Source organism: Candidatus Spongiisocius sp., assembly GCF_965221825.1.
GTDB lineage: Bacteria > Actinomycetota > Acidimicrobiia > Spongiisociales > Spongiisociaceae > Spongiisocius.
Genome location: NZ_OZ244917.1, coordinates 1,687,872 through 1,701,283 on the forward strand (window position 1 = coordinate 1,687,872; position 13,412 = coordinate 1,701,283).

The 13,412-nt window shown below is 67.4% G+C and carries 13 protein-coding genes; 9 read left to right on the plus strand and 4 right to left on the minus strand.

The features are described 5' to 3' along the window. Positions 1 to 32: 32 nt before the first annotated feature. From ACOQPD_RS07925 to ACOQPD_RS07945, 5 genes are read left to right on the plus strand one after another with little or no spacing between them, the layout of a single operon-like run. Positions 33 to 977: a succinylglutamate desuccinylase/aspartoacylase family protein gene (locus tag ACOQPD_RS07925; protein WP_420614341.1), complete on the plus strand. Its 945-nt coding sequence runs from the start codon at positions 33 to 35 to the stop codon at positions 975 to 977. Continuing rightward, entirely contained in the window at positions 967 to 1,767 is an 801-nt protein-coding gene (locus ACOQPD_RS07930; protein ID WP_420614342.1) for an SDR family NAD(P)-dependent oxidoreductase, read from the plus strand. Before ACOQPD_RS07925 ends, ACOQPD_RS07930 begins: the two co-directional genes overlap by 11 nt. A gap of 7 nt (positions 1,768 to 1,774) precedes the next feature. Continuing rightward, positions 1,775 to 2,632 carry an amidohydrolase family protein gene (locus tag ACOQPD_RS07935; RefSeq protein WP_420614343.1) on the plus strand — a complete coding sequence of 286 codons (858 nt, stop codon included), beginning with the start codon at positions 1,775 to 1,777 and terminating at the stop codon, positions 2,630 to 2,632. Then, on the plus strand, positions 2,629 to 3,381 hold the full coding sequence (locus ACOQPD_RS07940; RefSeq protein ID WP_420614344.1) for an SDR family NAD(P)-dependent oxidoreductase: 753 nt from the start codon (positions 2,629 to 2,631) through the stop codon (positions 3,379 to 3,381). The genes ACOQPD_RS07935 and ACOQPD_RS07940 overlap by 4 nt, the downstream gene beginning before the upstream one ends. 20 nt (positions 3,382 to 3,401) lie before the next feature. Continuing rightward, positions 3,402 to 4,451 (plus strand): Glu/Leu/Phe/Val dehydrogenase dimerization domain-containing protein, encoded by a 1,050-nt coding sequence (locus tag ACOQPD_RS07945; protein ID WP_420611420.1) that lies wholly within the window; start codon positions 3,402 to 3,404, stop codon positions 4,449 to 4,451. Positions 4,452 to 4,508: 57 nt separating this feature from the next. On the opposite strand, the gene ACOQPD_RS07950 is transcribed toward ACOQPD_RS07945, so the two are convergent. The 4 genes from ACOQPD_RS07950 to ACOQPD_RS07965 all read right to left on the minus strand — a co-directional run bounded on the left by ACOQPD_RS07950 (position 4,509) and on the right by ACOQPD_RS07965 (position 10,294). Next, positions 4,509 to 6,341 (minus strand): ABC transporter ATP-binding protein, encoded by a 1,833-nt coding sequence (locus ACOQPD_RS07950; protein WP_420611421.1) that lies wholly within the window; start codon positions 6,339 to 6,341, stop codon positions 4,509 to 4,511. Further along, complete coding sequence (locus ACOQPD_RS07955; protein ID WP_420611422.1) at positions 6,338 to 8,191, minus strand: ABC transporter ATP-binding protein; 1,854 nt, start codon at positions 8,189 to 8,191, stop codon at positions 6,338 to 6,340. Before ACOQPD_RS07955 ends, ACOQPD_RS07950 begins: the two co-directional genes overlap by 4 nt. A gap of 3 nt (positions 8,192 to 8,194) precedes the next feature. Next, positions 8,195 to 9,418 carry a M20 metallopeptidase family protein gene (locus tag ACOQPD_RS07960; protein WP_420611423.1) on the minus strand — a complete coding sequence of 408 codons (1,224 nt, stop codon included), beginning with the start codon at positions 9,416 to 9,418 and terminating at the stop codon, positions 8,195 to 8,197. A gap of 375 nt (positions 9,419 to 9,793) precedes the next feature. Beyond that, on the minus strand, positions 9,794 to 10,294 hold the full coding sequence (locus ACOQPD_RS07965) for a nitroreductase family protein (RefSeq protein WP_420611424.1): 501 nt from the start codon (positions 10,292 to 10,294) through the stop codon (positions 9,794 to 9,796). 64 nt (positions 10,295 to 10,358) lie between these two features. Between ACOQPD_RS07965 and ACOQPD_RS07970 the strand changes: the two genes are divergently transcribed. Genes ACOQPD_RS07970 through ACOQPD_RS07985 form a run of 4 tightly spaced genes read left to right on the plus strand, consistent with a single transcriptional unit; the run spans position 10,359 to position 13,406 of the window. Beyond that, on the plus strand, positions 10,359 to 10,865 hold the full coding sequence (locus ACOQPD_RS07970; protein ID WP_420611425.1) for a hypothetical protein: 507 nt from the start codon (positions 10,359 to 10,361) through the stop codon (positions 10,863 to 10,865). 2 nt (positions 10,866 to 10,867) lie between these two features. Then, positions 10,868 to 12,559, plus strand: coding sequence for a DUF5671 domain-containing protein (locus ACOQPD_RS07975; protein WP_420611426.1), 1,692 nt, complete (start codon positions 10,868 to 10,870; stop codon positions 12,557 to 12,559). 38 nt (positions 12,560 to 12,597) lie between these two features. Further along, entirely contained in the window at positions 12,598 to 12,882 is a 285-nt protein-coding gene (locus ACOQPD_RS07980) for a helix-turn-helix domain-containing protein (RefSeq protein WP_420611427.1), read from the plus strand. Then, entirely contained in the window at positions 12,879 to 13,406 is a 528-nt protein-coding gene (locus ACOQPD_RS07985; protein WP_420611428.1) for a hypothetical protein, read from the plus strand. The genes ACOQPD_RS07980 and ACOQPD_RS07985 overlap by 4 nt, the downstream gene beginning before the upstream one ends. Positions 13,407 to 13,412 lie beyond the last annotated feature (6 nt).

Below are 13,412 nucleotides of genomic sequence, written 5' to 3' on the forward strand. Positions count from 1 at the left end.
ACACAACCCCACCCAATGGAGGCCGAACCTCAATGTCCACAAAGCAGATCGTCTCGTTCGAGGTCACCGATCCGGCCAACGACTACACGGCGAGTATCCCTGTCGGGGTGGCAATCGGCGACGAGGACGGTCCGGGCCTCGCCGTGATCGGCGGTGTGCACGGGACGGAGTATGCGGCTCAGGATGCAACGGTCGAGTTCTGGAACGAGATCGACGCCTCGAAGATCAGGGGATCGGTGCGGGTCGTGCTGTGCGCCGACACCGCAGCTCTCGAGGGCCACAGCGCCTACGTGAACCCCATCGACGGGGAGAACCTCAACCGGGTGTGGCCCGGAGACCCGGACGGAACGCTCACCCAGCGCATCGCCCACGCCATCACGACCGAGGTGATCGCACACTCGGACGCCGTGATCGACGTTCATGGCGGCGAGTGGGACGAGGATATCGGCTGCTTCATCATCACCCATGCCACGGGGGACGGCGACCTGGACAAGCGGACGCTCGACCTGGCCATGGCCCTCGGATTCACGTATGTCGAGGTCACCGACGCGAACGGACCGGTGCTCGGAACCGGCACGGGTTCCGGGGAGGCGATGAAGGGCGGTCGGCCGGGGTTGACCCTCGAGGCCGGTGGCATGGGAGTGAGCGAGCGTCGCTACGTGGACGCCCACAAGTACGGCCTTCACAACGCGATGCGGTACCTCGGGATTGTCGACGATGACCCCGTGTGGTGGGCCGGCGAGTCGGTGAAAATCGACCACGGCATCCTGATGAAGACGACAAAAGGCGGCATATACGAGCCGGCGGTGAGCGTCGGGCAGTGGATCGAGCAGGGCCAGGTGTTCTCGCGGGTTCGCGACTATGCGGGCAACGTGATCGAGGAGATCACCGCTCCCGAGGCCGGGACGGTGCTCGACATGATCATCGCTCGGGGTATCAAGCCCGGCGGATTCGGCGGAAAGATCGGTGTCCTCTGACGCCGCTTCGCGCCCGGCTTCGGGTGTCGAAGGACAATCCGCGGTAGTCACCGGCGCAGCGCAGGGGATCGGGTTAGGGATCGCTCAGGCGCTCGCCTCGCGGGGCGCCCGGGTGGCCATATTCGATATCAGCGGAGCGGCGGCCGAGGCCGCGGCCCGCTCGCTCGAAGCCGCACATGGCCCGGGTATCGCCTTCCCACACGCCGTCGACCTGACCAGGATCAACGATGTCGAGCGAGCGGTCGCCGACGCCAACCGGCAGATGGGATCCGTCGATATTCTCGTCAACAACGCCGGGGTTATCACGGGCCCGACGGACATCGATCAGCTCCCCGAGGACGATTGGGACCGCGTGGTCGGTACGAATGTGAAGTCCCAGTTCCTCGCCGTGCGATTCGCCGTCCCGCTGATGAAGCGCTCCGGATTCGGCCGGATCATCAACATCGCCAGCCGAAGCTGGCTCGGGGTGGCCGGCAGGGCGCACTACGCCGCATCGAAAGGGGCGGTCGTGAGCCTGACACGGAGCCTCGCCATCGAACTGGGCCCCCACGGGATAACCGCCAACTGCATCTCTCCCACGCTCGTCATCACCCCGCTGTTCGAATCGACCCCGAAGTCTGACCGGGACGCGGTGATGCGGCGCATTCGATCGCATCCGATTCCCCGCCCCGGGACACCCGAGGACATCGCGCATGGTGTGCTGTTCTTCGCTGATGCGGCGGCGTCCTTCATCACGGGCCAGCACATCTACATCGGCGGCGGAGCCGACCTCGCGTCAGGGAGCCCGTGATCCCATCATGGTGATCGACTTCCGGATACAGCCTCCCCACCGGTCGTTCCTCGACATGCACTTCTACAGGCCTCGCCCGAGCGTCGAGGATCCCGTTCACGGCAATCCCTTCGCCTTGAACCGCGAGACGCCACCCTCTTTCCAAGAGTCCTCTGTCGAACTGTTTCTCGCCGAGATGGAAGAGGCGGGAGTCGGGCACGCCGTGATCGTCGGACAGCGGGGAGCCGAGAAGTGGGGGAACGTCTCGAATCACGACATCGCCGACCTCGTGAACACCTACCCGGAACGATTCACAGGCTTCGGGGGGATCGACCCGAATGCGGACGTCCTCGCCGAGGCCAAGAGGATCCGCCACGACCTGGGCCTGACCGGAATCGCGCTGGTCTCGGGGTGGGGTGATCCCCCTGTCCATGACGACGACCCCCGGCTGATGCCTCTTTACGGATGGTGCGCGGAGCGCAAGATCCCGGTCGCGTTCACCGCGTCCCACTTCATCGGCCCCGACATGCTGCACGCGCACCCGGTCCATCTCCAGCGAGTCGCCATGGAATACCCGGACCTCAGGCTGATCGTCGCCCATGGCGGGTGGCCGTGGACGGCAGCAGCGTGTGCGCTCGCCATGAGGTGTACCAACGTCTACCTCATGCCGGAGTTCTACATGTATCTGCCCGATATGCCGGGCGCTCGCGACTACATCGACGCTGCGAACGGCTTCCTCCGGCATCGCATGCTGTACTCGTCGTGTTACCCGAGCAACAGCCTGGACCGGGCACTCACCCTCTTCCGATCGCTGCCCCTCAGCGATGCCGCGCAGGGCAACCTGCTGCACCACAACGCCGCCCGGCTGCTCGAAGAGGTCAGATGACCGCACCCAGGGGCCTGAAGGGAATGGTGGCCGTCATCACCGGTGGTGGGGGTGACATCGGCGGCGCGATCGGGGTGGAGTTGGCTCAGCGGGGGGCGACTGTGGTGCTCGCCGATATCGACACCGACCGAGCCTCAGAGTTCGAGCGTCACGTTGATGACTCGGATGGTCGGTTAGTGGTTGAAGCCGTTGACCTTTCGGACCCCGATTCCACACGGGATCTGATCCGGCGGGTCATCGATCGCTTCGGATCGATCGGGGCGCTGGTCAACGCCGCCGCCGTGACGCGACGTGGGCGGATCGGTGATCTCCCCGATGACGCATGGGACAGGCTCGTGGCCGTGAACCTGTCGTCAGTGTTCTGGGCGTGCCGGGCGACGATCCCTCACATGATCGGGTCCGGCGGCGGTGTCATCGTCAACATCGGTTCGCTTGCAGCCCTCCGGGGACTCCCCGGCAGTCCGGCGTATGCGGCCACCAAGGGCGGCGTCGTGGCTCTCTCCCGGGCGCTCGCAGTGGATCACGCGCGGGACGGCATCCGGGTGTTCTCGCTCAACCCACCTGCTGTCGACACAAGGCTCTACCAGGCAATGTTCGTGGGACACGAGGATCCGGCCGCTGCGCGCCGGTCGTACGAGGCATCGCAAGAGCTCGGCCGTGTCCTCACAACCGATGAGGTTGCCGCTCAGACGGTGTTCCTCGTCGAAGGGCGCGGCCCCCCCTTCTCGCCCGAACCTCTGGTCTGCTAGCCGGGAGGGCGCAGCAGGCGATGCTGGTTGTTGACCACTTGAACCGCCCCGGCTACGAGCAGGTGACCGTCTTCACCGATGCGGAGGCGGGCCTCCAGGCCATCGTGGCGATCCATGACACCACGCTGGGACCGGCCTGCGGGGGAACCCGCATCTGGCCGTACGCCACCGAGGAAGAGGCGCTCGGGGACGTCCTTCTGCTGGCCCGCGCCATGACCTACAAGGCGGCGGTAGCCGGACTGGACATCGGCGGTGGCAAGGCGGCCATCATCGCCGACCCCCGCACCGGCCTGACCGAGACACTCCTGCGGGCCTTCGGGCGCTGCCTCAACACCCTGGACGGGCGCTTCCTCACCACCGCGGACGTCGGGGGCACCGGCCGGGATATGGAGATCGTCAGCACGGAATCGGACTACGTGGTGGGCCTGCCGGTATCGCAGGGCGGCAGCGGGGACAGCTCGATAATGAGCGGCCTGGGGCTCTACGTGGGGATGAAGGCCTGCGCCGGAGCGGTGTGGGGGAGTGACAGCCTCCGGGGCAGGCGGGTGGCCATGCAGGGCTTCGGGAAGGTCGGCACCCGCGCCGCCGTCCACCTGCTGGCCGAAGGCGCGCACGTGGTGTCGACCGCCCTTCACGACAGCACCCTGCGGAAGGCCCGGAGCATGGGCGTCGAGACGGTGGCCCCGGACGAGATCTACGACGTGGACTGCGACATCTTCTCCCCCTGCGCCCTCGGCGGCGTGATCAACCGCGACACCATCCCCCGCCTCTCGTGCCGGATTGTGGCCGGCGCCGCCAACAACCAGCTAGCCACGGCCGCCGACGGGGACGAGCTGCACCGGCTGGGCATCCTCTACGCCCCGGACTTCGTCATAAACGCCGGGGGCATCATCAACCTCTCCGCCGAGGTGGGCGCCGCGTACGACCCGGCGGTGGCCAGGGCGAAGACGGAGCGCATCTACGGCGTGGTGGAGCGGGTCATCGAGGCATCAAGGCGTGAAGGCATGCCCACCACGTGGGCCGCCAACCGTCTGGCCGAGGAACGGCTGGCCGCAGCCCGATCCGCTTGAGACTGACCTAGAGTTACAAACCGCTATCGGGCCAACTGGACGGTTTTCAGTACCCTCCTAATGGGTGGGGTGCGAGACGGTGCCCCGCTCCCATGCCTCGTGTAGATGCCGGTAGGGTCCGGGTTCGCCGACCAGCTGCCGGTGCGGACCATCCTGGGCAATCCGACCCAGATCGAAGACCAGCACCCGGTCGGCGGCCTCGGCCGTCGAGAGCCGGTGGGCGATGGTGATCACGGTGCGTCCCTCGGTGAGGCTGCCCAGGGCTCTCGAGATCCTGACCTCGGTAGCGGGATCGACCGCCGAGGTGGCTTCGTCCAGCACCAGCAGGTAGGGGTCGGCGATGGCGGCCCGCACCAGGGTGACCAGTTGGCGCTCGCCCACCGATAGGGACCCCCCTCGTTCGCCGACCGGGGTGTCGAGCCCCTGACCGAGTTCGGACAGCCAGCCCGTCAGGCCCAGGCTCACGAAGGCCCGCTCGACGTCGGCCCTGGCCACGCCGGGCTTGCCCATCTGCACGTTTTCGAGGATGGTTCCCCGGAAGAGCATCCCGTCCTGGGGAACCATGACCACCCGGTGGCGGAGCGAAGAGAACCGTATCCGGGTGACATCCACGCCACCCAGCAGCACCTCTCCCTCGGAGGCGTCCATCAACCGGGTGGCCAGCTTGGCGAAGGTGGTCTTGCCCGACCCGGTCTCGCCTACCACCGCCACGTGCGAGCGCGGCGCCAGCTCCACCGATACGCCTTCCAGGGCGGTGGTGCCGGTGGCTTCCCTGGCGATCTCGCCCGGTCTCGGGTAGCGGAAGGTCACGCCCTCGAAGCGGATCCCGAGCGAACCGGGAGGAAGGTCCATCCCGTCATCGCCCGGGTCGGCCACGTCGGGGGGAATGTCGAGAACGTCCAGCACCCGCTTCCACCCCGCTGTCGCGCCCTGGGCCTCGTTGATGGCCTCGCCCAGCAGGTTGAGGGGAAGGATCATCAGCTGGACCAGGAACATGAACGCCACCACCGTGCCGACCGAGGTGTCTCCGCCGCTCACGAGTACGGCGCCCACCACCAGGACCCCGGCGGTGACGGCCGAGGTGAGCAACTCGCTGACGCCCGAGAAGCCCGAGGCCATACCGCCGGCGCGGACCCCCGCGGCCCGGTGCTCCTCGATGACTCGGTCCAGATCGGTGCGCACCCGATCCTCGATCCCGTAGGCCCGGATCACCGGTGCGCCGGCCACAGCCTCCGCCAAGGCCCCCAGCATGCGTCCCACCTTCTCCCGCACCACCAGGTGGGCGATCACCAGGCGCTTCTGGAACCACCGCATCGAGTAGAGGATGAGCGGCAGGAGGGCCAGGACGGCAAGGAACATCTGCCATGAGTAGGCCGCCATGACGGCCATGGACAGGATCGCCTGGCCTCCGTTGATGAGGATCATCAGGCCGGCCCATTGCAGGAATCGGCTGATCTGGTCGATGTCGGAGGTGACCCGGGCCACCAGCACGCCCCTCTGCTCCGATGCCTGATGGAGCATGGAGAGGTCGTGGATGTGACGGAAGGCTCGGACCCGCAGGTTCGACAACGCCACTTCCGAGACGACAGCGAGGCGCAGGTGCATCAGCCCGGTGGCGATGGCGGTGATCGCGACTGCTCCGAGAGACACCACCACCATGCGCGCCACGAAGCCCATGTCAATGCTCGCTTCGGTGAGACCCCCGTCGAGTACCTGCTGGATGGCCACCGGGATGATGACCCGTCCTGCGGTCGCGACAACGGCCAGCGCGATGGTCACCAGCATCCCCCGGCGGATCTCCGGAGACAGGCTCATGCCTCGTTTGATGGTGTCCAACGCTTCCACGCCTCCGGCGTCTGGCGCTGCCCTGCGTTCCCCGCCGATGATCATCGATCCCCCGCGTCGTAGGCATCGATGAGCGCCGCATAGTTAGGTAGCCGGTGGTAAAGGTCGATATGCGAACCCCGATCGACCACCTGGCCGGCCTCGATGTAGATCACTTCATCCGCCAGCAGGATCGAGGTCCGGCGGTAGGCGACGATCACGACCGTGGTGTCGATTCGCCAGAGGCCGGCCAGGATGGCGGCCTCGACCGCCGGATCAACCGCGGAGGTGGCATCGTCGAGTACCAGGAGGCGCGGATGGCGGACCAGCGCCCTGGCGAGGGCCACCCGTTGCCGCTGGCCGCCGGACAGGGCAGTTCCACGCTCGCCGACCTGGGTGGAGTAGCCCTCGGGTAGCTCGAGGATGAAGTCGTGGGCCTGGGCAAGTCGGGCGGCGGTCTCGATCGCTTCCTCGCCGAAGTCTCCGCCCAGGGTGATGTTGTCCCGAACGCTCGTGTCGAACAGGAAAGCCTCCTGGAAGACCAGCGCAGCGGAGCCGGCCATGGCCCGCCGGGAGAGGTCGGGTAGGGCGGCGCCGTCCAGCCGGATGGCGCCCGAGTCCGGGTCGAACAGGCGCACCAGCAGCTGGGCGATGGTCGATTTGCCGGAGCCGGTGGGGCCGACCAGGGCAACGGTTTGGCCGGCCGGTGTCAGGAAGGAGATGTCATCGACTCCCCTCCGATCCGCATCCTCCCCGTTGGCGCTCGACGGATCCGTCCCGATCGGCTCTCCGCCCAGGTCACTCAGCTCGGACTCGGGATGCAGGTACGACACGTCGCGCACGGTGGCGGTGGCGCCGCCGGCCGCTGAGACGTCATGCCTGCCGTAGACGAAGGTGTCGGGATCGTTGAGAACCGCATTTACCCGCTGCTTGCCGACCACCGCTCCGGGCAACAGGCCCAGCAGCCAGGCGAAGATACGCATCGGCATGGCGATCAGCCGGAAGAGGAAGGCGAAGGTGACCAGGGTGCCGGCGGTCATCAGCCCTTGATCGACCCGCCAGGCGCCCACCGCAGTGACCGCCAGCACCCCGATGGTCGGGAGTGCCTCCATGATCGGATCGAAGATGGCCCTGATCCTGCCGATCTCCACCATGTTGTACCGCAGCCGATCCGAGAGACCACCGAAGCGGCTGGTCTCGGTCGCCTCCCGGCCCAGCGTCTTGACCACAAGGCCGGCGTCGAAGGACTCGTGCGCCGCTTCGGCCACCTCTGCCCGCGTGCGTTGGGCGGCGGCGGCGGCGATCCGCATCTTCCGCTGGTAGAAGACGTTGTTGAGCATGATCGCCGGCCCCATCAGGAAACCGACCAGCGCGAGGAAAGGGTCGGTCAGCAGCAGCAGGACCGCCGTGATGGCCAGCATTAGCACCACTCCGAACGCCATGGGAAGGGGTGCCGCGATCTGAGCGGCGGTTTCTATGTCGGAACTCACGTTCGACAAGAGCTGGCCGGTGGGATGGCGTCTATGCCACTCGATGGGAAGGTCAAGGTAGCGGTTGGTCACATCCACCCGGTCGCGCTGTTCCAGCCGGTACTGGGCGCGGAAGGCGCCGTACCTCCGGAGGGCCAGGCCTATGCCCTTCATCGCTCCGACGGCCAGCAGGATCAGGACCATCGCGACGAGCGACGCAGTGGTCACGTCGCCACGCCGGGCCGCCGGGATCAGCACGCTGTCGGTGGCCCACCCGACCGCGTAGGAGAAGACGATGGTGCCGACCGAATGAAGGGCCGTGAAGCCGAACCCGAACGCGAATTCGCGGGGCGCCCGCCCGAGCTGTTCGACTATCAGTTGGTAGCCGTGGCCCAGGACCGTGCGTTCCGGACGGCGTGCTTCCTCGATGATGGTGTCAGCGGTCATCGATCAGCCGGACCAGGAGTCAGACCCACCATCGAAACCGCCGTCACCGTGAGCCATGGCAACCGCGGCGTGGAGTGCCACTCCGGTGGCCATGGCGTCCTCGTCGAATACGACCCGGTTGGAATGGTTGTTGGGCGCCTCACCGGGCTGCTGTCCGGGCGGGCACGTACCCAGGTAGGCCATCGTTCCCCGCACTTCGTCGAGAACGAACGAGAAGTCCTCGCCTCCCATGGACGGCCAGGGAGGTTCGCCGACGTAGTCCGCTCCCAGAGCTTGCCGGGCAACGGAGCGGACGAAGGCGGTGTAGCCGGGGTCGTTCACCGTAACGGGGTAGCCGACGCCGAACTCGACCTCCGCGTCCACACCATGGGCGACCGCGACGTTGCCGGCCACCCGGTGGAGGATGGAGTGGAGTTCGGTCCGGGTGGTCGCGGTCAGGGCCCGGACGGTGCCGAGCAGCCGGGCTGTCTCGGGGATCACGTTGTGGGTGGTACCGGCGTCGATCCTCGCGAAGGTGATCACGCCCGGTTCGAATACGTTGATGCGGCGGGTTACGGCCGTCTCGACCGCCAGGATGATCTCGGCGGCCACAGGAATGGGGTCGAAGGCCAGGTGGGGAGTGGAGGCGTGACCTCCCTCGCCGCGGATGGTGATGGCGACCTCGTCAGTGGCGGCCATCTGTGGCCCGGCCCGGAACCAGACGGTGCCCGACCGGTAGAGGTTGGACACATGCAGGGCGAAGGCGCCGGAGGGCCGCTCCCCGGCGGTGTCGAGCAGGCCCTCTTCGAGCATGAGCCGGGCACCGAAGAAGCCTTCTTCCCCCGGCTGGAACATGAACAGCACCGTTCCGGCCAGTTCGTCCCGCCGGGCCGCCAGGAGGCGGGCTGCTCCCGCCAGCATGGCGGCGTGCATGTCGTGACCGCAGGCGTGCATGAAACCGCTGCGCTCGCTGGCGAACGGCAGGCCGGTGTCCTCGACGACGGGGAGGGCGTCCATGTCGCCCCTGAGGAGGATGGTCGGGCCCGGCCGTGCACCCCGGAGCACCGCCGCCAGCCCGCTGGTGGTTTCGTGCTCGGTGATCTCGAGCGGCAGCGATTCCAACTCGCCGAGCACCAGGGCGCGGGTGAGGGGAAGGTGGTTGCCTCGCTCGGGGTTTCGATGGAGCCGGCGGCGGAGGTCCACCGTTCGGGGTAGGAGGGACCTCGCCTCCTGGATTACAGAACGCACCAACCCGAGGTTACACCCCGGCCGGCCGGTAGCCGATCCGGCCCGGTCCCCATCGCAACCGGTTTCGTCCCATCGCAGACCAGGGATCGGTTAAAGGGTTGAATCTGTCACACCCCCGCTATACGTTGCCTACTGCCAAGCACCTACACCGGACGCGAGAGTCTCACCGATCGGAGCGGCCCGGTCCGCAGGGAACATTCAGAGGCTTCAAGGGAGCGAACCGCCGATACCCGGCAGCAGCCCGGGCGTGGGCGAGCACGCTCCGAGCCAAGGACAGGTGGTGGCGGGGGAGGGCCCGGTGCGGAGCACCGGCTTGCCGGGGGGCGATTTTCGCGGTCTTGCGGGGCTTATGACGCTAGCCGGCGGCACCGGCCGCTAGCTGCCGTACGAGTTGTGGTGGGTGATCTCCTCGAGTGGTTTGCGGCCTCCTGCCTTCGCCGGGCGGGACGCCGGGCCGGGATATCCCAGCGCGATGGCATACCGGCAACGCCGGCCCTCCGGTATCGCCAGCACCTCGACGGCCTTCTCCTGGTTGTGAAGGGTGATCGGGCAGGACACCATACCGAGGGCGGCCGCCGCGAGCATGATGTTCTGGGCCATCCGGCCGATGTCGAACCCGTAGGTGCTGCCCTCCTGCACGAGTCCCAGCGCCACCGGCGCCGCCGACAGGGGGCCGCCGAAGGGGGCGCACCCTGCCAGGCGGGCCATCTGCTCGGGATCCTCGACGACGATGATCGACCAGTTCTGGCGGTTCTTGGCGCTCCCTGTCCAGCGGGCGGCTTCGAGGACCCGGCGGAGGTCCTCCGGCTCGACAGGCCGGTCGGCGAACTTACGGATGGCTCTTAGGCGCAGGATGCTGTCGTATGTGGTGCTCATGGTTCACACGATACCGCCGCCCCGGGACCATAAAGGCAGGCGGTCGATCAGTAGGCTGGCGGCCATGAGCGATCCCGCCCGAGGCCATCCCGAAAGTGTTCCGGGGGGAAAGGCTCGCAACTCCGAACGCCGACTCCTGCTCTGGTCCGGAGGGGTACTGGCTGCGCTCGTGGTGCTGGCAGCGGTCTTCTCGTTCGTGGGAGACGCCGAACTCGACCCGGACACGCCGGAGGGGGTGGTCCAGGACTACCTGCGGGCGGTGATCGCCGGCGACCGGCCTGGAGCCCGGTCCTACCTGGCGGACGAGCTGGACGGCTGCAGCACCCTCTTCCCCCGCTACCTGGCCGACCGGGCCTTCCGGATCGAATGGCTCGACACGATCCTCGACGCGAGAGAGGCCTGGGTGACCGTGTCGGTGGCCGAGGCTGAGCAGGGGATCTTCGGCGACCACCGCCCGGAGACCTACGAGTTCCGGCTGATCTCGGTAGCCGACGGCTGGCGCATCACCCATCAGGAGTGGCCGTGGTTCGAGTGCTCGGCGGACTCGGGCGTGCTCGAGCCGGAGGTTTAGCCGTGGAATTCGTTCTCGCCGCCCTGATCCAGATCCTGGTGCTCGGTGGCGCCTTCTTCGGGCTGATCGTGTTGCTGGCCCGCCGGTCGGGACGCGACATAGGGGGCACCCTCCGGCGCTTCTTCCAGCAGGGCATCCTGCTGACCCTGGTGATCCTGGTGGCGACCGGCGTCACCGGCCTGCTGTCGGTGGCCGACCCTGACGTGGTGGCGGGCCCCGGCTACCTGGCATTCATGCTCTCCTGCGTGATCGTGGGTGCTCCGGCCCTGCTCCTGGCGGCTCGCCGGGAACGTCGGCGCGCCATCGTCGACGGAGGATCAGGGTTCTCGGGGGGTGGCTACCTGGTCCTGGCCGAGCTGATCGGCCTGGTAACCGGCGCCACCGGCCTGTCTTTGTGGGCCGGGAGCCTCCTGGAAGGCCGCTTCGACATCGCGCCTGCCTCCGTGATGCTGGTCTGGGGTGCGGTCTGGGCGGCTCACCATCGCATGGGACGGGCGGGCCGTCTCCAGCACGGTGTTCTGGCCGGATCGCTCATCGGGCTGGTCACTGCCGCCGTGTTCGGAGTCCTCTTCCTGGCATGGGTCTTCGAGCGGGCGTACGACGTCATGGCCGGCGCGGTGATGCTGGTACGTGACGATCGGGCGTTCCAGCAACCCCTGATCGAGTTGGTGGTGGGAGCCGCCATCTGGCTGCGTTACTGGTGGATGCTGGGGCAGCGCGGCGAACGTACCACCTTATGGCGGGCCTACGTGCTGCTGGCAGGGGTGGTCGGCGGGCTCTTCACCGCCCTCGTAGGGGTCTGGAACATGGCCTACCTGACCCTCGACTGGTGGTTCGGGGACCCGATCGGACCCGCCGGGCCCCATTTCCGCGAGCTGCCCGTGACCCTTGCTTTGATCATCGTGGGCGGGGTGGTGTGGAGGTACCACCACGCGGTCATGCGTTCGGAGGCCTCGGAAGGGCGCACCGAGGTGGACCGGGCCCATGACTACACCGTGGCGGGGGTCGGTCTGATCGCCACGGTGGGCGGTGCGGCGGCGGTGGTCGCCGCGCTCATCCAAGCCCTGGCGCCCGCCACCGTGCTCTATCCCTCCGATCGTTCCGAACTCGTAGCCGCCGTCACCGTCCTACTGGTGGGCGCGCCACTCTGGTGGCGCCACTGGACCGGGATCCAGCGCATCCGCAGTGCTCGTCCGTCCGCCGAGGTTGTCTCACCGACCCGGAGGATCTACCTGATCGCCCTGTTCGGGTTGGGGGGAGTGGTGGCGCTGGTGAGCCTTCTGGTGCTCGTCTACCGCGGCTTGGAACAGATCCTGGGGCCCGGTATCGGCGCCGGGACGGTGCTCGCCATCCGGTGGCCGCTGGCGATGGTCACCACCGTGGGGCTTACCGCCGCCTATCACCGCATCGTGCGCCGGACCGACCTGGCCGAGATGCCGGAGCCCGAGACCGGCCGCGAGACTCCTCCCGAGACGGTGAGGTCGGTGACCCTGGTGGCGCGGGACAGCCGCCATGTGGCCGAGGCGCTAGGTGACCAAACCTCCGTGCAGGTCCGGTATCTGGAACGCTCGGACGGCTACGGGCATCCGTTGGCGTTGGAGGAGGTGATGGAGATTCTCGACAACCGTCCGGAGCCCCATCTGCTGATCGTCTCCGGTCAGGACGGCATCGAAACCGTTCCCTACGAGGAGTGAGACCGGCTGAAGTCCGGACGCCACCGAGTATCCCGGCCTTGAACCGGTACCATCAACTCATGGCGGCCGCGGAGATCATACGAAACACTCGCCGGAAGGCCGGCCTCTCGCTGCCCGCCCTTGCTGAACGGGTCGGTATCCCGGACTCTGATCTGGCCGCTTACGAAGCCGGTACGGAGGTCCCGGATACCGAAACCTTCGACTGGATCGTCAGCTGCGCCCGACTGGATCGGGGTAAGGAACTTGAAGCCCTACTTGAGTTGGCGGAACAGTTCCCCGTCCAGCACAGCCCCGATCTCGAATACCCCATATTCGGCCGGTGAACCTGGCCGACCGGCTCGTTGCTATTCATGAAGCCTTGGATGCAGGCGGGGTACCGCACGCGTTCGGTGGTGCGTTAGCGCTGGCCTGGTGCACCGCCCGTCCCCGCGCCACCATCGATATAGACGTGAACCTGTTCGTGAAGAAGGCGGATGCGGCCGCAGCGCTGGGTTCGTTCCCTACGGGAGTGCCGGTGTCCACGGCAACACGCCGGGCGGCGGTCGAGGACGGCCAGGTCCGGCTGCGCTGGGATGACACGCCGATCGACGTCTTCTTCAGCACGACATCTTTCCACGACGCGGCGCAACAACGGGTTCAAATCAAGTACTTCGCCGGATCGGGAATTCCCTTCCTGGCATGCCGCGACCTGGCGGTTTTCAAGGCGTTTTTCGACCGGCCGCAAGACTGGGTGGATATCGAGAAGATGGTCTCGGCGCGGACCATCGATCCTGCCGTGGTTGCGGACACGCTCGCCCGCTACGTCGGCGCCGACGATCACCGGGTGAACCTTCTACACCGGATGTGAACGGCC

What these genes read in the sequence shown, in the direction of transcription:
- ACOQPD_RS07935 (WP_420614343.1), top strand. Translation starts at nt 1,775, where the DNA reads ATGGTGATCGACTTCCGGATACAGCCTCCCCACCGGTCGTTCCTCGAC.
- ACOQPD_RS07945 (WP_420611420.1), top strand. Translation starts at nt 3,402, where the DNA reads ATGCTGGTTGTTGACCACTTGAACCGCCCCGGCTACGAGCAGGTGACC.
- ACOQPD_RS07970 (WP_420611425.1), top strand. Translation starts at nt 10,359, where the DNA reads ATGAGCGATCCCGCCCGAGGCCATCCCGAAAGTGTTCCGGGGGGAAAG.
- ACOQPD_RS07925 (WP_420614341.1), top strand. Translation starts at nt 33, where the DNA reads ATGTCCACAAAGCAGATCGTCTCGTTCGAGGTCACCGATCCGGCCAAC.
- ACOQPD_RS07940 (WP_420614344.1), top strand. Translation starts at nt 2,629, where the DNA reads ATGACCGCACCCAGGGGCCTGAAGGGAATGGTGGCCGTCATCACCGGT.
- ACOQPD_RS07965 (WP_420611424.1), bottom strand. Translation starts at nt 10,294, where the DNA reads ATGAGCACCACATACGACAGCATCCTGCGCCTAAGAGCCATCCGTAAG.
- ACOQPD_RS07950 (WP_420611421.1), bottom strand. Translation starts at nt 6,341, where the DNA reads ATGATCATCGGCGGGGAACGCAGGGCAGCGCCAGACGCCGGAGGCGTG.
- ACOQPD_RS07955 (WP_420611422.1), bottom strand. Translation starts at nt 8,191, where the DNA reads ATGACCGCTGACACCATCATCGAGGAAGCACGCCGTCCGGAACGCACG.